This is a genomic window from Streptomyces sp. NPDC057486, from assembly GCF_042802415.1.
GTDB lineage: Bacteria > Actinomycetota > Actinomycetes > Streptomycetales > Streptomycetaceae > Streptomyces > Streptomyces yanii.
Genome location: NZ_JBHVEE010000102.1, coordinates 14,488 through 36,793, shown reverse-complemented (window position 1 = coordinate 36,793; position 22,306 = coordinate 14,488). Strand labels below are relative to the sequence as shown.

The following is a 22,306-nucleotide window of genomic DNA, read 5'->3' as shown; positions in this document are numbered from 1 at the left end:
GCGCCCGCCCGTCCCAGGACCGGCGGGCGCCACGGCGTTCCGCGTATACCGCTCCGGCCGTGCCGTGGCTGATTCGGCAGGGTGCACCGGACGTGACACGATGCGGTCATGTCATCCGCGTTGACCGATCTCTACCGGTATCCGGTCGTGCAGGCCCCGATGGCGGGCGGCGTGTCCTGTCCGCAGCTCGTGTCGGCCGTTGCCGAAGCCGGTGGGCTCGGCTTCCTGGCCGCCGGGTACAAGACGGCGGACGGCATGTACAACGAGATCAAACAGCTGCGCAGAATGACCGGTCAGCTGTTCGGCGTCAACCTCTTCATGCCGCAGCCGAACCTCGCCGACCCGAGCGCCGTCGAGGTGTACCGGCACCAGCTCGCCGGTGAGGTCGCCTGGTACGAGACCCCGCTCGGTGACCCGGACTCCAGCGGTGACGACGGCTACGAGGCCAAACTCGCGATCCTCCTGGAGGACCCCGTTCCGGTGGTCTCCTTCACGTTCGGCTGCCCCACCCGCGAAGCCCTCGACGCGCTCGCCGGAGTCGGTACGTACACCGTCGTGACGGTCACCTCGCCCGAGGAGGCCCAAGCCGCCCAGTGGGCGGGCGCCGACGCGATCTGTGTCCAGGGCGTCGAGGCGGGCGGCCATCAGTCCACCCATCGCGACGACCCGCAGAACGACGACACCGGCACGGGGCTGCTCTCCCTGGTGGCCCAGGTCCGGGAGACCGTCCAATTGCCGCTCATCGCGTCCGGCGGCATCATGCGCGGTTCCCAGATCGCGGCGGTCATCGCGGCGGGCGCGGAGGCGGCGCAGCTCGGCACGGCATTCCTGGCCTGCCCCGAGTCCGGCGCCCATCTGCTGCACAAGCAGGCGCTGACCAACCCGCTGTTCGTACGGACGGCCCTGACCCGGGCGTTCTCCGGACGCCCCGCCCGCGGCCTCGTCAACCGCTTCGTGCGCGAGCACGGCCCGTACGCCCCGGCCGCCTACCCGCAGGTGCACCATGTCACCAGCGGGCTGCGCAAGGCCGCGGCCAATGCCGGGGACGCGCAGGGCATGGCCCTGTGGGCGGGCCAGGGCCACCGCATGGCGCGCGAGCTGCCGGCCGGTCGGCTGGTCGAGCTGCTCGCCGAAGAACTGGACGCCGCACAAGCGGCGCTGAGCACAAGGAGCACGCAGTGACCGCACCGGTCTTCGTCGTCGAACAGGTCCCCGCCGGGCCCGAGTTCGTCCTGGACGGTCCCGAGGGGCGGCACGCCGTTTCGGTCAAGCGGCTGCAGGCCGGTGAGAACGTCGTTCTGACGGACGGGCACGGCCGGTGGACGGAGGGGATCGTGCGGGCCACCGAGGGCAAGGACCGGCTGGTGGTGACGGACCTCTGCACGGTCCACGAGGAGCCCCGTCCCACGCCCCGCATCACCGTGGTCCAGGCGCTCCCCAAGGGCGACCGCGGCGAGGTCGCCGTCGAGACGATGACGGAGACGGGCGTCGACGCGATCGTGCCGTGGCAGGCTTCGCGCTGCATCACCCAGTGGAAGGGCGACCGCGGTCTCAAGGCCCTCGCGAAGTGGCGGACCACGGCCCGCGAGGCGGGCAAGCAGTCGCGCCGGGTGCGATTCCCGGAAGTGACGGACGCACTGACGACCAAACAGGTTGCCGCACTTCTGGCCACAGCCGACTTCGCCGCCGTCCTGCACGAGGACCGGGGGTACGACAGCGAACCGCTGGCCACCGTCGGACTGCCCGCAGGGGGCGAGATCATCCTGGTCGTGGGTCCGGAGGGCGGTGTGTCGCCCGAGGAACTGGCGACCTTCGCCGAGGCGGGCGCCCGGACCTGCCGGCTCGGCCGGAGCGTCCTGCGCACCTCGACGGCGGGCACCGCGGCGACGGCGCTGCTGCTGGGACGCACCGGCCGCTGGGCGTAACGACCGTATACAGCATGCCCGGTGTGGCTGCAAGCGGTCTATCGCACCATGGGGGAGTGGTGGGACGCTGCCACGTATGGGGACATTGAGGGCATCGAGTCCATGGGGTCGCGGCCGGACCCATCGCATTCCGGCCGTACTGTGCCTCGTCGGTGCGGCGGTTGCGGGGGCCGTCGCCTGTGAGCCGATCGACGGGCTGAACTCCGCGTCCGTCGCCCTGACCACCGACCGGGCGGGCACCGGGGCGCTGGAGCGCAAAGGGGTCGATGTGCAGTGGCTGAACTGCACGGCCGAGGTCGAGGGCGGCGGTACGACGCGGTCCTCGCCCTCGCCCTCCGCGTCCGCGCGGCAGGTGGCGCACGTCGACTGCCGCGGCCGGACCGCGGCCGGGAAGGACGTCACGCTCGTCGGCAAGGTCACGAAGGAGGTCAACGGGCTCTGTGTGCGGGGGGACTTGACCGGAAAGGTCGACGACAGGACCGTCCTGCGGGCCGATGTGCTCGGCAACTGTGACGCCGCCCCCTCGACCGGCGGCGTGACACCGCCGACGGGCCGTGGCGGCGGCGCCCGGCCGACCGTCACCGTGACCGTCACGGTGACCGAGTACGCCCAGGGCAAGTGAGTGCATCCGACACGCGGACGGGGGCGGACTCCGGCCAACCCCGTTCCCCGGAGCACGACCGCGGCCTAGGGTGATCGATGTGACACAGCCTGCCTATCTCCGGTACCCCCATGTCCAGGGCGAATTGATCGCCTTCACCGCTGAGGACGATGTCTGGCTGGCGCCGCTCGACGGTGGCCGGGCCTGGCGGGTCAGCGCCGACAACCGGCCCGTCCGCCAACCGCACATATCGCCCGACGGCACCCACGTCGCCTGGACATCCACCCGGGACGGTGCCCCCGAGGTGCACCTCGCCCCCGTCGACGGAGGCCCTTCGAAGCGGCTGACCTACTGGGGCGACGCGCGGACCGCCGTACGCGGCTGGACCCCCGAGGGCGACGTCCTGGTCACCAGCACCCAGGGGCAGGTGTCGCTCCGCCGCAGCTGGGCCCGGGCCGTCCCGGTCGACGGCGGGCCCGCGCGGACCCTGCCGTACGGACCGGTCGGCTCCCTCGCGTACGGGCCGGGCGGACGGGTTTTGCTGCTCTCCGCCACCATGGGGCGCGAGGCCGCCACCTGGAAGCGTTACCGGGGCGGCACGGCGGGCAAGCTGTGGCTCGCGCAGGCACCCGGGGAAGGCCAGGGGCCGGACGGCGTCGCGGACTTCGTGCGCATCCACGAGGGCCTCGACGGCAACATCGAATGCCCGATGTGGGTCGGCGACCGTCTCGCCTTCCTCTCCGACCACGAAGGCGTCGGCGCGCTCTACTCCTCGCTCCCCGACGGCTCCGACCTGCGCCGGCACACCGAGGCCGACGGCTTCTACGCCCGCCACGCGACGACCGACGGCACCCGCGTCAGCTACGCCTCGGCCGGTGAGCTGTGGCTGCTCGACGACCTCGAAGGGGCCGAGCCCCGCCGTCTCGACATCCGCCTCGGCGGACAGCGTGCCGACCTCCAGCCGCACTCCGTGCACGCCGGGAGCCACCTCGACTCGGCGTCCCCGGACCGTACCGGCCGCGGCAGCGCCGTCGGGACGCGCGGCGCCGTCCACTGGGTCACCCACCGCGAGGGCCCGGCCCGCGCACTGGCCGTCGAACCCGGGGTACGGGCCAGACTGCCCCGTACCTTCCAGGCCGACGGCGATCAGCACGTCGTCTGGGTCACCGACGCGGAGGGCGACGACGCCCTGGAGTGCGCACCCGCCACCGGAACCGCTCCGGGCACCGCACCGCGCCGACTGGCCGCCGGCCGGCTGGGCAGGGTGCTCGACCTGGCGGCGGCCGCCGACGGCAGCCGGTTCGCCGTCGCCTCGCACGACGGCCGGATCCTGATCGTCGAGCGGGAGAGCGGCGAGGTCCACGAGGTCGACCGCAGCGAGCACGGCGACGCCTCCGGGCTCGTCTTCTCGCCCGACTCGGCATGGCTCGCCTGGTCCCACCCCGGGCCCGAGCCGCTGAGCCAGCTCAAGCTCGCGCACCTCGCCGATCTGTCGGTCGCCGAGGCCACGCCGCTCCGCTTCCGGGACTACGCCCCCGCGTTCACCGTCGACGGCAAGCACCTCGCCTTCCTCTCCGAGCGGGCCTTCGACCCGGTCTACGACGCGCACGTCTTCGACCTGGCCTTCGTCGGCGCCTGCCGGCCGCACCTGTTGACGCTCGCGGCCACCACGCCCTCCCCGTTCGGGCCGCAGCGCCACGGCCGCCCGGCGGAGAAGGAGAAGAGCTCCGGCGACGCAGAGCAGTACAACCCCACCGCGCTGCCCGTCACCCGGATCGATCTCGACGGGCTCGCCGACCGGATCGTGCCGCTGCCCGTCGAGGCCGCCCGCTACTCCTCGCTGCGCGCGGCGAAGGACGGACTGCTGTGGCTGCGGCACCCGGTGACGGGCGTGCTCGGCACCGCAGGGGCGACACCGGACTCCCGGGGACCGGAGACCGTCCTGGAGCGGTACGACCTGGAGAAGCTGCACAGCGACGAACTCGCCTCCGATGTCAGCCGGTTCGCCGTCAGCGGCGACGGCAAGCGGCTGGTCCTGCACACCCGGGGCAAGCTGCGCGTCGTACCCGCCGACAGCCGTGTCCCGGCGGGCTCCGACGACGACCACGACGGCGGCAGCGACAACAGCGTCGCCGTCGACCTCTCCCGGATCCGCCGGATCGTCGAACCGGCCGCCGAATGGCGCCAGATGTACGACGAGGCCGGCCGCATCATGCGCGACAACTTCTGGCGGCCCGACATGGGCGGCGTCGACTGGGACGGCGTCCTCGACCGCTACCGGCCGGTGCTGGCGCGCGTCGCCACCCATGACGACCTCGTCGACCTGCTCTGGGAGGTGCAGGGGGAGCTCGGCACCTCGCACGCGTATGTGACGCCGCTGGGCGGCCGGCACGACGACGCGAGCCGGCAGGGGCTGCTCGGGGCCGACATCTCCCGTACGGACGAAGGCCATTGGCGCATCGACCGGATCCTGCCGTCCGAGACGTCCGACCCGGCAGCCCGCTCGCCGCTCGCCGCGCCCGGCGTCGCGGTCCGCGCCGGGGACGCGATCCTCGCCGTCGACGGGCAGGCGATCGACCCCCTGACCGGGCCCGGGCCGCTGCTCACCGGCTCGGCGGGCAAGCCGGTCGAGCTGACCGTCTCGCCGGCGGACGGCGGCAACCTGCGTCACGTCGTCGTCGTGCCGACCGCGGACGAGGAGCCGCTGCGGTACCACGCGTGGGTGGCCGACCGACGGGCGTACGTGCACGAGCATTCCGGCGGGCGCCTCGGCTACCTGCACGTCCCCGACATGGTCGGCTCCGGCTGGGCGCAGCTCCACCGGGACCTGCGGGTCGAAGTGGCCCGTGAGGGGCTGGTGGTGGACGTACGGGAGAACCGTGGCGGTCACACGTCGCAGCTGGTCGTGGAGAAGCTGGCCCGCCGCATCGTCGGCTGGGACCTGCCGCGCGGCATGCAGCCGTACAGCTACCCCGGGGATGCACCGCGCGGTCCGGTGGTCGCCGTGGCGAACGAATTCTCCGGCTCGGACGGCGACATCGTGAACGCGGCGATCAAGGCGCTCGGGATCGGGCCGGTGGTCGGTACGCGGACGTGGGGCGGCGTGGTGGGCATCGACAGCCGGTACCGGCTGGTCGACGGCACGCTGGTCACGCAGCCCAAGTACGCGTTCTGGCTGGAGGGGTACGGCTGGGGTGTGGAGAACCACGGGGTGGACCCGGACGTGGAGGTCGTGATGGCGCCGCAGGACCATGCGGCGGGGCGGGATCCGCAGCTGGACGCGGCGATCCGGATCGCACTGGAGGGGCTCGCGGAAAGCCCGGCGAAGACGGCACCGGGTCTGCCGGGGTAGGGGGCCGGGGCCTTTCCCCGGATCCGGCCCGATCCGGGGAAAGGCCCTCGTCCCGCTGTCCGCCCGTTCCCGGGACCTGGGCTCCGCCCCCGGCTTCGGGAACGGGGCAACCGCGCCCGATAGCATGCCCGTGTACGGATCAACCACGCGACCGAGGAGCCCGGCCATGGCGGGAGAACCGCAGCCCGACTGCCTGTTCTGCAAGATCGTCTCGGGAGACGTCCCGGCAACCATCGTCCGCGAGACCGAGACGACCGTCGCCTTCCGCGACATCAACCCCCAGGCCCCCACCCACATCCTCGTCATCCCCCGCGTCCACCACCGCGACGCCGCCACCCTCGCCGCCGTCGAGCCGCAGATCGCCGCCGACATACTGCGCGAGGCCGGACACGTCGCCGCCGACGAAAAGATCACCGACACCGGTTACCGGGTCGTCTTCAACACCGGCGCCGGTGCCGGGCAGACCGTCTTCCACGCGCACGCCCACGTCCTGGGCGGCCGCGGAATGCAGTGGCCGCCCGGATAACGCCGAACCACCCGAATCGCAGGCCGCCGCACTCATGTCCGTACGCGAACTCGTCGTCCTCGGCACCGCCAGCCAGGTTCCCACCCGGCACCGCAACCACAACGGCTATCTGCTGCGCTGGGACGGCGAAGGCATCCTCTTCGACCCCGGCGAGGGCACCCAGCGCCAGATGCTGCGCGCCGGTGTCGCAGCGCACGACATCAACCGGATCTGCGTCACGCACTTCCACGGTGACCACTCCCTCGGCCTCGCCGGGGTGATCCAGCGCATCAATCTCGACCAGGTCCCGCACCCCGTGAGCGCGCACTACCCGGCGAGCGGGCAGCAGTACTTCGAGCGGCTGCGGTACGCGACCGCCTACCGCGAGTCCGTCGAGCTGACCGAAGCCCCGGTCGCGGCCGACGGGGTGCTCGTCGAGACCGCCGCGTACACCCTGCACGCCCACCGGCTCTCCCACCCCGTCGAGTCGTACGGCTACCGCCTCGTCGAGCCCGACCGGCGGCGCATGCTGCCCGACCGGCTCGCCGAGCACGGGATCAGCGGGCCGGACGTCGGACGGATCCAGCGCGAGGGCTCGCTGGGCGGCGTCGGCCTCGACGATGTCTCCGAGCGCAGGCGCGGACAGCGCTTCGCGTTCATCATGGACACGAGGCTCTGCGACGGCGTGTACACGCTCGCCGAGGGGTGCGACCTGCTGGTCATCGAGTCGACCTTCCTCGACGAGGACGCACGGCTCGCCACCGACCACGGCCATCTCACCGCCGGACAGGCGGCCCGGGTGGCCCGGGAGGCGGGCGTACGGCATCTCGTGCTGACGCACTTCTCGCAGCGATACGGGGATCCGGATGTCTTCGCCGCGCAGGCCCGCGCCGCCGGGTTCGAGGGCGAACTGACCATCGCCCAGGACCTGATCAGCGTTCCCGTCCCGAGCCGACATCAACAACAGCAGTAACCAGCAGCAAGAGTGAGCGAGCAACCCGTGCATCTCCCCAAGGCAGAACTCCACCTCCACATCGAAGGGACCCTCGAACCCGAGCTGGCCTTCGCCCTCGCCGAGCGCAATGGCGTGGAGCTGCCGTACGCGAACACCGAAGAGCTGCGCACCGCCTATCTCTTCGACGATCTGCAGTCCTTCCTGGACCTCTATTACGCGCTGATGGCCGTCCTGCGCACCGAGGAGGACTTCGAGCAGCTCGCCGACGCCTACCTCACCCGCGCGGCCGCCCAGGGCGTCCGCCACGCGGAGATCTTCTTCGACCCGCAGGCGCACACCGCCCGAGGCGTCCCGATCGGCACCGTCGTCGAAGGACTCGGCCGGGCGCTCGACCGCAGCGAGGAGACCCATGGCATCTCCACCCAGCTGATCATGTGCTTCCTGCGCGACCAGTCCGCCGAATCGGCCCTGGAGACCCTCGACGCCGCGAAGCCGTACCTGCACCGGATCAGCGCCGTCGGCCTGGACTCGGCGGAGGTCGGGCATCCGCCCGCGAAGTTCCGTGAGGTGTACGAGGCGGCCGGGGCGCTCGGGCTGCGGAAGGTCGCACACGCCGGGGAGGAGGGGCCGCCGGAGTACATCCGGGAGGCGCTCGACGTCCTCGGGGTCGAGCGCATCGACCACGGGCTGCGCTGTCTGGAGGACCCTGACCTGGTGAAGCGGCTCGTAGCCGACCGGGTGCCGCTCACCCTCTGCCCGCTGTCCAACGTACGGCTGCGCGCCGTCGACACCCTGGAGCAGCACCCGCTGCGGGCGATGCTGGACGCCGGACTGCTCTGCACGGTGAACTCCGACGATCCCGCGTACTTCGGCGGATACGTCGGAGACACCTTCCATGCCGTCCACGAGGCGCTCGGACTGGAGCGTGAGCAGCTGCGCACGCTGGCCCGGAACTCCTTCGAGGCGGCCTTCCTCGACCACGACGAGGAGCGCAGGTCGCGCTACCTGTCGGAGGTCGAGGCGTACGCGTTCGACTGACAGCCTGCCGGGTGACCTTCGATCAGAGGTCACCCGGCAGGCTCTGACCGTCCGCGCCCGACGGACCGGCCGTCCGGAACGCGTTCCTGCCGAGGCGCCTGCGGCGCAGCGCGGGCATGCTGATCTCCGTGACGGCCTGTTCCGGGGCGCCCATCCTGGGCACCGCGCCGGACAGCGTGCCGGTGGTCGCGGCGAGCAGCGCCGCGGGGGCGCCACCCCGGCGGCGGACGGAGCCGGGCACCAGCGGACGGCCGCCGGTGTGCAGCGCGACGGCCGTGACCGGGGCGGCGACCAACAGGGTCACGGCGCCCAGGACCAGGCCCATCACCGGGTAGCCGGCCGTCTCGGACAGCACACTGCCGAGGACCGGGCCGCAGGCCACGCCGACGGACGACGCGGAGCCCGCGAGGACCGCCCAGCGGCCCCGTACGTCCAGGGACGCGGCCAGACCGATCAGATACGACAGGACCACCGGGTAGACGGTGTTCCACGTGATCTCGCCGGTGGCGAACGAGCCGAGTCCGGCGGCCGACGAGCTGAGCACGATGCTCCCCGCGATGATCACGGTGCCGAGACCGATCGGGACGGCCCGGCCGAGTCTGGCGCCCAGCACTCCGGCGCCCATCACGCCGAGCAGGCCGGCGCCGAGCGCGGCGGCGAACACCGCGCCGATGGTGACCTCCGAGAGCCCGGCCTGGGACACGCCGATCCGGCTGCTGACCCCCCACAGGGCGTTCTGCGCCATCGACCAGACGAGCATGCCGCCCGCCAGCACCAGACCGGAGCGGCGGTGCGGCAGCCGGCCGCTCACCGGCGCCGTCGAACCGGTGGGCGCCGAGCCGCCGAGCCGCGCGGTGGCGGGCCAGACGAGCAGGGCGACCAGGGCGATCGAGGCGAACGGCAGCCGATGACCACCACCCAGGTGAGGGATCGTCAGGTAGAGGGCGCCCGCGGTCGCGGAGACGCTCAGCAGGCCCAGGGACGAGGTCCGGTGCGGATCGCGCTGTGCGGCGATACCGGCCGCGGCCACTGCCGTCGCCGTACCCGAGCCGAGCCCGCCGATCACCGCGCCCATGACCACGAGGGGCACGGAACCGGCCAGCGCGGCGCAGCCGTAGCCCACCACGGCCAGGGCCAGCCCGGCCCGTGCAGGTCTCTGCGACCCGTACCGCTCGACCCGGCCCGCCAGCGTGAATCCGGCGGTGGCCGAACTCAGCAGGAGTGCGCTGCCGACCAGACCCGCCTGGGCCGCGCTGAGGCCCAGATGGGTGGAGAGCCGGCCGACGATGGTGGGGAGCAGATATGCGGCGAGGTAACCGGCGGTGAACACGGCGACCAGGGGCCACGCGGCGCGAGGGCGCGGGGACATGGGCGTTCCTGAAGACATGCCGAAGGAGGCAGGGAAGGCGGGGGAGGTACAGCGGGGGGATGTGGCACCCGTCGGTGTCGATCGGCGACGGTGCGCGCGGGCCAATTTGTATCAAGTGCGCACAGTCGACCGAAAGGCGCCCCTGAGTGATCTGGGTCACATTTGTGTTTGCCTCCATGCGGGGCGGGTAACAGCGCATGTTTACGCAGGTCAGTGTGGGTGTGCGCGGACCCGGGGCGCGTCGGGCACCGGTCCCGCTCGCGCCCGTCCGGCGCGACGACGCGGACCCGCCCCGGATGCAGGGGTGAATCGGGCACACTGGCCGGATCTGCCACGACCGGGGAGTGCAAGGTGAGTACGGACAATCCAGGCATCGACCCACTGGACGGGCTGCGTGCCCCGCAGGACCCGGACTGCGACGTGTTCCTCACCGGCACGGTCTTCCTCGACATCGTCTTCACCGGGCTGGACAGCGCCCCGGTCCGCGGCACCGAGTCCTGGGCCCGCGGCATGGGCTCGAGCCCCGGCGGCGTCGCCAACATGGCCACCGCACTGGCCCGGCTCGGACTGCACACCTCGCTCGCCGCCGCGTTCGGCGACGACCACTACGGGGAGTACTGCTGGGACGCCCTCGAACAGGGCGAGGGCATCGACCTCTCGATGTCGCACACCGTCCCCGGCTGGCACTCGCCGGTGACCGTCTCCATGGCGTACGAGGGCGAGCGGACGATGGTCTCGCACGGACACGAGGCCCCGCCGCCCGTCACCCCCTCGCACGCGGACCGGGCCTTCCCGCGCTGCCCGCCGCGCGCCCGCGCCGCCATCGCCTCGCTGACCCCCGGCCGCAGCGAGCCTTGGGTCGCCGTCGCGGCCCGGCACGGCGCCCGGATCTTCGCCGACGTCGGCTGGGACGAGACCGGCCGCTGGGACCTGGACGCGCTTCCCGACCTGCAGTACTGCCAGGCGTTCCTGCCCAACGCGGAGGAGGCGATGCGCTACACCCGTACCGACTGCCCCCGTGCCGCAGCCCGTGCCCTCGCCGAACGGGTGCCGCTCGCCGTCGTCACGCTGGGCGCGGAGGGCGCCTACGCGGTGGACGCGGAGACCGGTGTCACCGCCGAGGTGCCCGCTATCGAGGTCGAGGCCCTCGACCCGACGGGCGCGGGCGATGTCTTCGTCGCCGGATTCGTCACCGGCACCCTGGCGGACTGGCCGCTGGCCGATCGGCTGGCCTTCGCGGGACTGACCGCGGCGCTCTCCGTCCAGGAGTTCGGCGGGTCCCTGTCGGCGCCGGGCTGGGCGGAGATCGCCGCCTGGTGGCAGCGGGTCCGCACCTGCGACGGGCAGGATCCGGCGGCCCTCCAGCGGTACGCGTTCCTGGAGCATCTGCTTCCTGCCGCCGCCCGGCCGTGGCCGCTGCGCCGGGCCGTACCGACCATCGGCTTCCGCCACTTCGCGTGAGGCGGGCACGGGTGTTCGCATCGTGTGCGAAAAAGCCCTCGGTGTTGTCCGTGCGGAGTCGTAGGCTTGGAAGTCCAGAGGTTGTCGAGCGGCGAGAACCCTGCAACGGGAGGTATGTGCAGGCCCGAGGGCCGGCCCATGACTCAGACACCCACACAGCCGCAGGCGCGTGCCCAGATCATGATTCCGGCCGCACACCCCATGGTGATGCTCCTGGGATCGGGCGACTCGCTGCTGCGCGTGATCGAAACGGCGTTCCCGGCGGCCGATATTCATGTCCGGGGCAACGAAATCCGAGCCACGGGTGACGCAGCTGATGTCGCCCTGATTCAGCGCTTGTTCGACGAGATGATGCTCGTGCTCCGCACCGGGCAGCCGATGACGGAGGACGCAGTGGAACGCTCGATCGCCATGCTCCGGGCGAGCGGCAACGGGCAGGGGGAGCCGCAGGGCGAGACACCCGCAGAGGTGCTCACCCAGAACATTCTCTCCAATCGCGGTCGCACGATCCGCCCCAAGACGCTCAACCAGAAGCGCTACGTCGACGCCATCGACAAGCACACGATCGTCTTCGGCATCGGACCCGCCGGTACCGGCAAGACCTATCTCGCCATGGCGAAGGCGGTCCAGGCACTGCAGTCCAAGCAGGTCAGCCGGATCATTCTGACCAGGCCCGCCGTCGAGGCGGGGGAGCGGCTCGGGTTCCTGCCCGGCACGCTCTTCGACAAGATCGACCCGTATCTGCGCCCGCTCTACGACGCGCTGCACGACATGCTCGACCCCGACTCGATCCCGCGGCTGATGGCGGCGGGCACGATCGAGGTGGCGCCGCTGGCGTACATGCGCGGACGAACGCTCAACGACGCGTTCATCATTCTCGACGAGGCGCAGAACACCAGCGCCGAGCAGATGAAGATGTTCCTGACCCGGCTCGGCTTCGACTCGAAGATCGTCGTCACCGGTGACGTGACCCAGGTCGACCTGCCGAACGGGACCAAGAGCGGTCTGCGTCAGGTCCAGGAGATCCTGGACCGGGTCGAGGACGTGTACTTCTCCCGGCTTACCTCCCAGGATGTCGTCCGGCACAAGCTGGTCGGCCGTATCGTCGACGCGTACGAGAAGTACGACAACCGAGACAGCCACAACGGGAAGTAGTCGCAGCGCACCATGTCGATCGACGTCAACAACGAGTCCGGAACCGAGGTCGACGAGCAGGCGATCCTCGACATCGCCCGCTATGCGCTCGCACGGATGCGGATCCACCCGCTCTCCGAACTCTCGGTGATCGTGGTGGACACCGACGCCATGGAGCAGCTCCACATCCAGTGGATGGACCTGCCGGGTCCGACGGATGTCATGTCCTTCCCGATGGACGAACTGCGTCCGCCGGCGAAGGACGACGAGGAGCCCCCGCAGGGGCTCCTCGGGGACATCGTGCTGTGCCCGGAGGTCGCGAAGAAGCAGGGTGAGGACGCGGAGACCCGGCACTCCATGGACGAGGAGCTCCAGCTCCTCACCGTCCACGGGGTGCTGCATCTGCTGGGGTACGACCATGAGGAGCCGGACGAGAAGGCCGAGATGTTCGGTCTCCAGGCAGCGATCGTGGACGGCTGGCGTGCCGAGCGCGGCCTGACCGGTCCGTCGCCCGCCCCCACCGTCTCGTGAGCGTCCCCCTCGTCCTGGGTGCCGTCCTGCTGGTCGTGTTCGGCTGGCTGGCGGCCTGCGCCGAGGCGGGCATCGCCCGCACGTCGAGCTTCCGGGCGGCCGAGGCGGTGCGCTCCGGGCGGCGCGGCAGCGACAAGCTGGAACAGGTCGCGGCCGATCCGACCCGCTATCTCAATGTCGCCCTGCTCGTGCGGGTCGCCTGCGAGATGTCGGCCGGTGTGCTCGTCACGTACGCGTGCCTGAAGGAGTTCCCGGAGACCTGGGAGGCGCTGGCCGTCGCGATGGGCGTGATGGTCCTCGTGTCGTACGTCGCCATCGGCGTCTCGCCGCGCACCATCGGGCGGCAACACCCGCTGAACACGGCGACGGCGGCGGCGTACGTGCTGCTGCCGCTCGCCAGGATCATGGGCCCGATCCCCCAGCTGCTGATCCTCCTCGGCAACGCGCTCACCCCCGGCAAGGGGTTCCGCAAGGGCCCGTTCGCCAGCGAGGCGGAACTGCGGGCGATGGTCGACCTCGCCGAGCAGGAGTCGCTGATCGAGGACGAGGAGCGGCGCATGGTGCACTCCGTCTTCGAGCTCGGCGACACGCTGGTGCGCGAGGTGATGGTGCCGCGGACGGACCTGGTCTGCATCGAGCGGTACAAGACGGTCCGGCAGGCGCTGACCCTGGCCCTGCGCTCCGGGTTCTCCCGGATCCCGGTCACCGGGGAGAACGAGGACGACATCGTCGGGATCGTCTACCTCAAGGACCTGGTCCGCAAGACGCACATCAACCGGGAGTCGGAGGCCGATCCGGTCTCCACGGCGATGCGACCTGCGGCGTTCGTGCCGGACACCAAGAACGCCGGTGATCTGTTGCGCGAGATGCAGCAGGACCGCAGCCACGTCGCCGTCGTCATCGACGAGTACGGCGGCACGGCGGGCATCGTCACGATCGAGGACATCCTGGAGGAGATCGTCGGTGAGATCACCGACGAGTACGACCGTGAGCTCCCGCCCGTCCAGGACCTGGAGAACGGCTGCTTCCGGGTGACCGCCCGGCTCGACATCGGCGACCTGGGCGAGCTGTTCGGGGTCGACGCGTTCGACGACGAGGACGTGGAGACGGTCGGTGGGCTCCTGGCGAAGGCACTCGGCCGGGTGCCGATCGCCGGGGCTTCCGCGGTCGTCGATCTTCCCGACGGGCGTCGGCTCCGGCTGACCGCGGAGTCCCCGGCGGGGCGCCGGAACAAGATCGTCACGGTGCTGGTGGAGCCGGTCGTGCCGGACGAGGCAGCATCGGAATGACCCCACAGGAGTTGAGGGCGTTCTGCCTGGAGTTCAACGCGAGCGTCGAGGAGTTTCCGTTCGGACCGGAGACCTCGGTGTTCAAGGTGCTCGGCAAGATGTTTGCGCTCAGCACGCTGGACGCACGGCCGCTCACGGTCAATCTGAAGTGCGATCCGGATGATGCGGTGCGGCTGCGGGAGAAGCACGCGGCGATCGTCCCGGGTTGGCACATGAACAAGCGGCACTGGAACACGGTGACGGTGTCGGGGGTGCCGGGGCGCCTGCTGCGGGAGCTGATCGAGGACTCGTACGACTTGGTGGTGGCGGGGTTGCCGCGGGCGGAGCGGCTGCGGCTGGACCGGGGGTAGAGCGGGCCCGGGCGCCGCCCCGGGCCCGCTCCTCCACCGCCACGGGGGCCGGCTGTGGCCCGTCACGTGTGGCGGAGGCCTGCCGCCGCCGCCACCCCTGCCGCGACCGGGATCGCCGCGGCCACCGTCCGCACGCCCCCGAACGGTTCGCCCTGTGTGGTCACCCCTGTGTGGTCACCGGCACTCCCAGCAGCGGGCGCGTGCGGTTCCCCGCTGTCCGCTTCGTATGCTCGGCACATGACTGAGAGCACCGACCTCGGCCCCGAGGACCGCAAGATCGTCACGCTGGCGCGCAGCGCCCGCGCCCGCAACGGTGTGCCGGAGGGCGCGGCCGTACGGGACGAGACCGGACGTACGTATGTCGCGGGCACCGTACAGCTGGAGTCGCTGAAGCTGAGCGCCCTGCAGACCGCCGTCGCGATGGCGGTGGCCAGCGGCGCCACTTCTCTGGAGGCGGCCGCGATCGTCTCCGAGGCGGAGACCCCGTCGGACGCGGACCGCGCGGCGGTACGGGACCTGGGCGGGCCGCAGACCCCGGTCCTGCTGGCCGGACCGGACGGCGCGGTGCGGGTCAGTGTGACGGCCGGCTGACCTCGGATGTCGTCAGGATCCCTGGGAGCAGGGATCTTGACAGCATCTGATGGCCCATCAGTCGGGGCATTTCGCTGCCATTGACTTCTTTTCGACCGGAGTCATCAATGGCCCCCTGCCGGCGCAGCAGAGCTGCTGCGCCGCGTCCCGCAGGAGGGGGTTCCATGCGTCCGACCACGCATCCGACCATTCGAAGATCCGCCGCCCGAAGACACCCGGACCGCAGGCGCCGCTGGGCCGCCGCGCTCGGTGTCACCGCGCTCGTCGTCACCGGGGGAGGAGCACTCGCAGGCCCCGCGCAGGCCCTGGCGACGGCCTCCGTCGCGGTGGACTTCCCCACGCACTGCATCCCGCCGGCCATCGCGGGCATCCCGCCGATCGACGGGACGACGACGGCGCAGATCAGCGTCGACAACGCCGCCCCGAAGGTGGGCGACACGGTCAACGTCACGTACACCGTGGTCAAGCCGGCCGCGAGCAACCCGGTCGATCTGGCCCTGCCCGCCGACATCATGACGCCGACCGGCAAGGTCACCGTCGGCGGCGCCCAGAGCGGCAGCGTCACCGTCGCCGGTCCCAAGAAGAACGACCCCGTACCCGGCAAGGGCAACTTCCCGTCCTTCTCCATGACGGGCGCCTTCACGGTCACCGCACCGGGGGAGATCACGCTCTCGCCGGGCGACTACAACATCCACACCAGCTACATCATGGAGCTGGACACCCCCTGCACGGTGACGAACCCGCCCGCCCCCGTCTCCCAGACGGTCGTCGCGACGAACGGCGGCGGCCAGGTCAACGAGCGTGCCATCCAGCTCGGTACGGCCTCCGGCAAGGCGGGCGACCCGGTCACCGTGACCGGAGCGAAGTTCACCGCGGGCGCGAACGTCACCCTGGCGGGCCGGGCCGGTGGCACCCAGACCGCGGACACGGCCACGGTGACGGCCGACAGCCACGGCGGTTTCACCGGACAGCTCACCGTCAACGATCCGGCGACCACCGGCATCGTCGCGTACGAGGGCTCCGGCTGGGACGCCGACAAGGGCGCGGGTCCGCAGGCGTACACCGTCACCGGTGGCGGCGGGGAGATCCCCGGCGACAGCCAGCGACTCACCTCGTCCGTCAGGGCGGGCACCCTGTCCATGACCCAGGCCGGCGACACCGTCGAGATGTCGGCGGTCGACTTCGGCACGGGCGGCGCCTCCCGCGGCTCCCTGCAGACGGTGACGGTCCAGGACTTCCGCGGTGGTCCCGCGGGCTGGTCCCTGACCGGCAAGGTCACCGACTTCAGCGGCCCCGGCGGTGCGACGATCGGCGCCTCCGCGCTCAGCTGGACCCCGGTCTGCGGGACGAAGCCCGGGAGCCCGAGCACCTGCGCCGCAGGGTCCGAGGGTTCGGTCGGCAGTGCCGGCGCCACCCTGGCATCCACCCCGAACGGGGCCTTCACCGGCGGTGAGTTCACCGTCGACGCCCGGCTCGCCCTGGACGTACCGGCGTACACCGCGACCGGCACGTACTCCGGCGTGCTGACGCTCACCCTCACCTGAGCGTCGGTCCCCGACCGACCGGTGGGCCGGGCGGTGAACCCGGCCGGCCCACCCCGTCCGTACCGAGCACCCTGGGGGTTCCGCACCGTGCGCAGGCTGTACGTACTCCTCCTGGCCGCCGTCCTGCTGCTGTTCGGCGCACCCGCGGGCCATGCCGCCGACAACGGCAGCTGGTCCGTCTACCCGGCCACCACGAAGTACGGGCAGCGCCCGTACTTCTATCTCTCCGCCGACCCCGGTGCCACCCTCACCGACAAGGTCACCGTCACCAACAAGACCGCCGAGCCGCTGACCTTCCGGCTGTATGCCGCCGACGCCTACAACACCGAACGCGACGGCGGGTTCGCCGTCCGCTCCCCGGACGAGAAGCAGCGTTCCATCGGCGCCTGGGCGAGGACCGGCCGCGACAAGGTCACCGTGAAACCGCACGGCTCCGTCACCGTGCCGGTCACCGTCACCCTCCCGGAGACCGCCGAGCCCGGCGACCACCCGGGCGCCCTCGTCGCTCTCGACGAACGCATCGACCCCGCCGACCGGGGAGCCGTCGCCGTAGGCATCCGCAAAGCGGTCGGCGCCCGGATCTATCTCCGGGTCAACGGACCGACGATGCCCGCGCTGTCCGTCGACGACGTCACCGTCGAACACACCCAGCCGCTCGTCCCGGGCACCGGAAAGAGCCGGGCCGTCATCTCGTACACCCTCCACAACCGCGGGAACGTCACCCTCAATCCCAAGGTCGCCCTCAAGGCCCAGGGGCTCTTCGGCCGCACCCTGCTCGCCCGCGACCTGAAGAGGATCCCGTCCGAGCTGCTGCCCCGGCAGGAGGTCAGGCTGAGCGAGCAGTGGGCCGACGCGCCCCAGCTGGAATGGGGCGAGATCGAACTGACCGCGAGCGCCCGCGACACCCGCGAGTCCGCCGCCGCCCGGTACGTCGCACTGCCCTGGTTGATGGCCGCGGTCCTGCTGGTGATCGTCGGCGGCGGTACGGGGGTGTGGATACGGGCCCGGCGGAGCCGCATCCGTAGGGCCTGAGACGACAGCAGGCCGCCCGCTGTGCGGCGGGGCCGCCGGGATCGGGGACAATGGGCGCCATGAGCGCTCGACCGAACCCAGAAGCTGCTGCGCAGCAGGCTGAGAACAACGCCCCCCACCGGGCCGGCTTCGCCTGCTTCGTGGGCCGCCCCAATGCGGGCAAGTCCACCCTTACGAACGCTCTGGTCGGCCAGAAGGTGGCGATCACCTCCAACCGGCCCCAGACGACCCGCCACACGGTTCGCGGCATCGTGCACCGCGAGGACGCACAGCTGATCCTGGTCGACACCCCCGGCCTCCACAAGCCGCGCACGCTGCTCGGCGAGCGGCTGAACGACGTCGTGCGGACCACCTGGGCCGAGGTCGACGTCATCGGTTTCTGCCTGCCCGCCGACCAGAAGCTCGGCCCCGGCGACAAGTTCATCGCCAAGGAACTCGCGGGCATCAAGAAGACCCCGAAGATCGCGATCATCACCAAGACCGACCTGGTCGATTCCAAGCAGCTCGCCGAACAGCTGATCGCCGTCTCCCGTCTCGGCGAGGAGCTCGGCCTTGAATGGGCAGAGATCATTCCGGTCTCCGCGGTGAAGGACAGCCAGGTCGGCCTTCTCGCCGACCTGATCGCGCCGCTGCTCCCCGAGAGCCCGCCGCTCTACCCGGAGGGCGACCTCACCGACGAGCCCGAGATGGTGATGGTCGCGGAGCTGATCCGGGAGGCCGCGCTCGAAGGCGTGCGCGACGAGCTGCCGCACTCGATCGCGGTCGTCGTCGAGGAGATGCTGCCGCGCGAGGACCGGCCCGCGGACAAGCCGCTGCTCGACATCCACGCGAACGTGTACATCGAGCGGCCCAGCCAGAAGGGCATCATCATCGGCCCGAAGGGCAAGCGGCTGAAAGAGGTCGGCACGAAGTCGCGCAAGCACATCGAGGCGCTGCTCGGCACGCCGGTCTTCCTGGACCTGCATGTGAAGGTCGCCAAGGACTGGCAGCGCGATCCGAAGCAGCTGCGCAAGCTGGGGTTCTGAGCGTCGGCGGGGTCCGGCGGCCGGGTCAGCCGCGCGTCGATCTCACGCGCCCTCCTTGAGGACGCGTGAGATCAGTGCGCGCTGGGCGTCGGTCAGGTGCGGATCCGCGCAGTGCGTGGTGCGGTCGTCGACCGTGATCCGGTACCGGAAGCCGTCGGGCACCCCGGACGGTGGGGTGCCGTGGCCCGCCGCGAGCGCGGATTCGGCCAGGGCTTCCCACTCCGCTGCGTCGGTGAGGCCCGAGGTGTCGATCTCGCGGTGGCGGGCGATGCCGGTGAAGCCGCCGGTGCGGGTGACCTGGATCCGCATGGTTCGACTCCTCTCGCGTTGTTTCCCGGGCTCTGCCCCGGACTCCGCTCCTCAATCGCCGGAGAGACCTGTTTCCGGCCGAGTTCCGGCGATCGAGGACAGGAACCGTGACCGGGCCTACGCGGACGGCACGCCCACCTCCGACCATGCCTTCCGTACCGCCTCCAACTCGTCGCCCTCGCCGAAGCGGTCCCTCGCCGCTTCGACCGTCAGGCGGGCGAAGTCCGTGAACTCCGCGTCCGCGGCCAGGCGGCGGCCCGTGAGGACGTCGAACCAGAGCTGTCCCGCCCGCTCCCACGCGTTGCCGCCGAGTGCCGTGGCCAACAGACAGAAGGCGCGGTTCGGGATGCCCGAGTTGAGGTGTACACCGCCATTGTCCTCGGTGGTGTGGATGTAGTCCTCCATCGACGCGGGCTGCGGGTCCTTGCCGAGCACATCGTCGTCGTACGCCGTGCCGGGCGCCTTCATCGACCGCAGCGCCTCACCCTGCACCCGTGGGGCCAGCAGACCCGCGCCGATCAGCCAGTCCGCCTGGTCGGCGGTCTGGCCCAGTGAGTACTGCTTCACCAGGGAACCGAAGACGTCCGACATGGACTCGTTGAGTGCGCCGGACTGGCCGAAATAGCTCAGGTTGGCCGTGTGCTGGGTCAGTCCGTGCGTCAGTTCGTGGGCGATCACATCGATGGCGACGGTGAAGTCGAGGAAGATCTCCCCGTCCCCGTCGCCGAAGACCATCTGCTCGCCGTCGAAGAAGGCGTTGTTGTACTTCTCGTCGTAGTGGACGGAGCCGATCAGCGGCAGGCCGTTGCCGTCGATCGAATGGCGGCCGTACGCCGTGAGCAGCAGTTCGAAGGTGGCGCCGAGTCCCGCGAACGCACGGTTGACGCTCGCGTCCCTCGTCGGCTCCTCACCCTCGCCGCGGACCTTGAAGCCCGGCAGCTGCGTGCCGTGGCGGCAGTCGTAGAGCGTGCGCTCAGGCTTGTCGGACAGCTGGTCCGTCGTCGCGGGGCCGGGTGTGGGGGTGACGAGGGTGGCCATCTGGCGGCGGGTGCGCCGGGCGGCGTCGCCCTCCAGGGTGCGCCGGGCCGGACCGGCCAGATCGGGGTCGTCGGCTTGTGACAGCTTGTCGAGTACGTGGGGCGGCACGATCGTGCAGAAGACGGGCTGGAACCCGTGCTGAGGTCGAGGCTGCATGAGTTCGACTGTGGCACCGTGTCATCGCCGTGTCACTGTTTGCCATCAGGATTGAACAAATGGAGTGATCGATCACTGTTTACCCGTTACCGAGGTCCGGTCCCGCATACTGATACACGACCGACGTCTCAGGCGCCTCTCGGTTAGTCTCGTCGCATCATGCGTTTCGGGCTGCTTCTTCTTAGCTGCCGCGGCGAGGGCCTGTAGTCGTAGGCCGACCCCCTCCCCGCGGAGTCTGGTGTTGCAGCGACACAGTCGGCCGTCCCACCGCTGGCCCCCGAGGAGCCGTACGTCATGACCGCCGCGAATCCCGCTCAGACCCCCGTCGAGAACGCCGTCGGCCGGCCCACGCCGATCACCAACGCCACTCAGCTGCAGAAGCCGTCCGGGATGCCGGTCCACAAGTACGGCCGGTACGAGGCCGTCGAGATCCCCGACCGCACCTGGCCGGACAACCGGATCACCGTGGCGCCCCGCTGGCTGTCCACCGATCTGCGTGACGGCAACCAGGCACTGATCGACCCGATGTCGCCGGCCCGCAAGCGCGAGATGTTCGACCTGCTCGTACGCATGGGGTACAAGGAGATCGAGGTCGGCTTCCCGTCCTCGGGTGAGACCGACTTCGCGTTCGTGCGGTCCATCATCGAAGAGGGCGCGATCCCCGAGGACGTGACGATCTCCGTCCTGACCCAGGCCCGCGAGGAGCTGATCGAGCGGACCGTCGAGTCGCTGCGCGGCGCCCACCGCGCCACGGTGCACCTGTACAACGCCACTGCTCCCACCTTCCGCCGCGTGGTCTTCCGCGGTTCGAAGGAGCAGGTCAAGCAGATCGCGGTGGACGGCACCCGACTGGTCATGGAGTACGCGGAGAAGATCCTCGGCGACGAGACGATCTTCGGCTACCAGTACAGCCCGGAGATCTTCACCGACACCGAGCTGGACTTCGCCCTGGAGGTCTGCGAGGCCGTCTGTGACGTCTGGCAGCCCGAGGAGGGCCGCGAGATCATCCTGAACCTGCCCGCCACCGTGGAGCGATCGACACCGTCCACGCACGCGGACCGCTTCGAGTGGATGTCGCGCAACCTGTCGCGCCGCGAGCACGTCTGCCTGTCGGTCCACCCGCACAACGACCGCGGTACCGCCGTCGCCGCCGCCGAGCTGGCGATCATGGCCGGTGCGGACCGGATCGAAGGCTGCCTGTTCGGCCAGGGCGAGCGCACCGGAAACGTCGACCTGGTGACGCTGGGCATGAACCTGTTCTCGCAGGGTGTCGACCCGCAGATCGACTTCTCGCAGATCGACGAGATCCGTCGCACCAGCGAGTACTGCAACCAGATGGAGGTCCACCCGCGCCACCCCTACGCGGGCGACCTGGTCTACACCGCCTTCTCCGGCTCCCACCAGGACGCCATCAAGAAGGGCTTCGACGCCATGGAGGCCGACGCGGCCGCCCAGGGCAAGACCGTCGACGACATCGAGTGGGCGGTGCCGTACCTGCCGATCGACCCGAAGGACGTCGGCCGCTCGTACGAGGCGGTCATCCGGGTCAACTCCCAGTCGGGCAAGGGCGGAATCGCCTACGTCCTGAAGAACGACCACAAGCTGGACCTGCCGCGCCGGATGCAGATCGAGTTCTCCCGGATCATTCAGGCCAAGACCGATGCCGAGGGCGGCGAGGTCACGCCGACACAGATCTGGTCCACGTTCCAGGACGAGTACCTGCCCAACCCCGAGAACGCCTGGGGGCGCGTACAGATCCGCTCCGGTCAGACCACGACCGGTTCCGACGGCCGGGACACGATCACCGTCGACGCGACCGTGGACGGCACGGACACCGTGCTGACCGGTACCGGCAACGGTCCGATCTCCGCGTTCTTCGAAGCGCTGCAGGCCATCGGCATCGACGCCCGTCTGCTGGACTACACCGAGCACACGATGAGCGAGGGCGCGAGCGCCCAGGCCGCCTCGTACATCGAGTGCGCGATCGACGGAAAGGTCCTGTGGGGCATCGGCATCGACGCCAACACCACGCGGGCCTCGCTGAAGGCGGTCGTCTCCGCGGTCAACCGCGCGACCCGCTGACCCCGCGCCCGAAAGGGCG

The 22,306-nt window shown here is 70.9% G+C and carries 20 protein-coding genes; 17 read left to right on the top strand and 3 right to left on the bottom strand.

Features of this window, described 5'->3' with window-relative positions:
- Positions 1-108: 108 nt before the first annotated feature.
- The 7 genes from ACFU6I_RS34440 to ACFU6I_RS34410 all read left to right on the top strand — a co-directional run bounded on the left by ACFU6I_RS34440 (position 109) and on the right by ACFU6I_RS34410 (position 8,376).
- Positions 109-1,182: a nitronate monooxygenase gene (locus ACFU6I_RS34440; protein WP_384373986.1), complete on the top strand. Its 1,074-nt coding sequence runs from the start codon at positions 109-111 to the stop codon at positions 1,180-1,182.
- Positions 1,179-1,925, top strand: a complete 747-nt coding sequence (locus ACFU6I_RS34435) for a 16S rRNA (uracil(1498)-N(3))-methyltransferase (RefSeq protein ID WP_384034613.1) — start codon at positions 1,179-1,181, stop codon at positions 1,923-1,925. Before ACFU6I_RS34440 ends, ACFU6I_RS34435 begins: the two co-directional genes overlap by 4 nt.
- A 76-nt stretch (positions 1,926-2,001) precedes the next feature.
- Positions 2,002-2,547: a hypothetical protein gene (locus ACFU6I_RS34430; RefSeq protein ID WP_384373983.1), complete on the top strand. Its 546-nt coding sequence runs from the start codon at positions 2,002-2,004 to the stop codon at positions 2,545-2,547.
- A gap of 79 nt (positions 2,548-2,626) precedes the next feature.
- Positions 2,627-5,878, top strand: coding sequence for a S41 family peptidase (locus ACFU6I_RS34425; protein WP_384373980.1), 3,252 nt, complete (start codon positions 2,627-2,629; stop codon positions 5,876-5,878).
- Positions 5,879-6,044: 166 nt separating this feature from the next.
- The gene (locus ACFU6I_RS34420; protein ID WP_327246417.1) at positions 6,045-6,404 is read left to right on the top strand and encodes a histidine triad nucleotide-binding protein; all 360 of its coding nucleotides are present in this window, start codon (positions 6,045-6,047) and stop codon (positions 6,402-6,404) included.
- Between the two features lie 34 nt (positions 6,405-6,438).
- A complete protein-coding gene (locus tag ACFU6I_RS34415) occupies positions 6,439-7,356 on the top strand; it encodes a ribonuclease Z (protein ID WP_384373977.1) in 918 nt (305 codons plus the stop codon).
- 27 nt (positions 7,357-7,383) lie between these two features.
- The gene (locus tag ACFU6I_RS34410; RefSeq protein ID WP_384034602.1) at positions 7,384-8,376 is read left to right on the top strand and encodes an adenosine deaminase; all 993 of its coding nucleotides are present in this window, start codon (positions 7,384-7,386) and stop codon (positions 8,374-8,376) included.
- A gap of 22 nt (positions 8,377-8,398) precedes the next feature.
- On the opposite strand, the gene ACFU6I_RS34405 is transcribed toward ACFU6I_RS34410, so the two are convergent.
- Positions 8,399-9,745: an MFS transporter gene (locus tag ACFU6I_RS34405; RefSeq protein WP_384373974.1), complete on the bottom strand. Its 1,347-nt coding sequence runs from the start codon at positions 9,743-9,745 to the stop codon at positions 8,399-8,401.
- A gap of 351 nt (positions 9,746-10,096) precedes the next feature.
- On the opposite strand from ACFU6I_RS34405, the gene ACFU6I_RS34400 reads away from it, so the two are divergent.
- From ACFU6I_RS34400 to era, 9 genes are all read left to right on the top strand, one after another.
- Positions 10,097-11,206, top strand: coding sequence for a PfkB family carbohydrate kinase (locus ACFU6I_RS34400; protein WP_345519368.1), 1,110 nt, complete (start codon positions 10,097-10,099; stop codon positions 11,204-11,206).
- A gap of 138 nt (positions 11,207-11,344) precedes the next feature.
- Positions 11,345-12,361 (top strand): PhoH family protein, encoded by a 1,017-nt coding sequence (locus ACFU6I_RS34395; protein WP_345519370.1) that lies wholly within the window; start codon positions 11,345-11,347, stop codon positions 12,359-12,361.
- A gap of 12 nt (positions 12,362-12,373) precedes the next feature.
- Positions 12,374-12,871, top strand: coding sequence for an rRNA maturation RNase YbeY (gene ybeY, locus ACFU6I_RS34390; RefSeq protein WP_384373971.1), 498 nt, complete (start codon positions 12,374-12,376; stop codon positions 12,869-12,871).
- On the top strand, positions 12,868-14,160 hold the full coding sequence (locus tag ACFU6I_RS34385) for a hemolysin family protein (RefSeq protein WP_384373968.1): 1,293 nt from the start codon (positions 12,868-12,870) through the stop codon (positions 14,158-14,160). Before ybeY ends, ACFU6I_RS34385 begins: the two co-directional genes overlap by 4 nt.
- The gene (locus tag ACFU6I_RS34380) at positions 14,157-14,510 is read left to right on the top strand and encodes an MmcQ/YjbR family DNA-binding protein (protein WP_384373965.1); all 354 of its coding nucleotides are present in this window, start codon (positions 14,157-14,159) and stop codon (positions 14,508-14,510) included. The genes ACFU6I_RS34385 and ACFU6I_RS34380 overlap by 4 nt, the downstream gene beginning before the upstream one ends.
- A 237-nt stretch (positions 14,511-14,747) precedes the next feature.
- Positions 14,748-15,101 (top strand): hypothetical protein, encoded by a 354-nt coding sequence (locus tag ACFU6I_RS34375; protein ID WP_037697728.1) that lies wholly within the window; start codon positions 14,748-14,750, stop codon positions 15,099-15,101.
- Positions 15,102-15,265: 164 nt separating this feature from the next.
- Positions 15,266-16,645, top strand: a complete 1,380-nt coding sequence (locus ACFU6I_RS34370) for a beta-xylosidase (RefSeq protein WP_384373962.1) — start codon at positions 15,266-15,268, stop codon at positions 16,643-16,645.
- Positions 16,646-16,732: 87 nt separating this feature from the next.
- Positions 16,733-17,677 (top strand): WxL protein peptidoglycan domain-containing protein, encoded by a 945-nt coding sequence (locus ACFU6I_RS34365; RefSeq protein WP_384373959.1) that lies wholly within the window; start codon positions 16,733-16,735, stop codon positions 17,675-17,677.
- Positions 17,678-17,727: 50 nt separating this feature from the next.
- Positions 17,728-18,702, top strand: a complete 975-nt coding sequence (era, locus tag ACFU6I_RS34360; protein ID WP_384373956.1) for a GTPase Era — start codon at positions 17,728-17,730, stop codon at positions 18,700-18,702.
- A gap of 42 nt (positions 18,703-18,744) precedes the next feature.
- On the opposite strand, the gene ACFU6I_RS34355 is transcribed toward era, so the two are convergent.
- Complete coding sequence (locus ACFU6I_RS34355) at positions 18,745-19,011, bottom strand: protealysin inhibitor emfourin (RefSeq protein WP_376662844.1); 267 nt, start codon at positions 19,009-19,011, stop codon at positions 18,745-18,747.
- Positions 19,012-19,128: 117 nt separating this feature from the next.
- Positions 19,129-20,205: a M4 family metallopeptidase gene (locus ACFU6I_RS34350; RefSeq protein ID WP_345519389.1), complete on the bottom strand. Its 1,077-nt coding sequence runs from the start codon at positions 20,203-20,205 to the stop codon at positions 19,129-19,131.
- A 294-nt stretch (positions 20,206-20,499) separates the two neighbouring features.
- Between ACFU6I_RS34350 and leuA the strand changes: the two genes are divergently transcribed.
- Positions 20,500-22,287 carry a 2-isopropylmalate synthase gene (gene leuA, locus ACFU6I_RS34345; RefSeq protein ID WP_384373952.1) on the top strand — a complete coding sequence of 596 codons (1,788 nt, stop codon included), beginning with the start codon at positions 20,500-20,502 and terminating at the stop codon, positions 22,285-22,287.
- Positions 22,288-22,306: the final 19 nt, after the last annotated feature.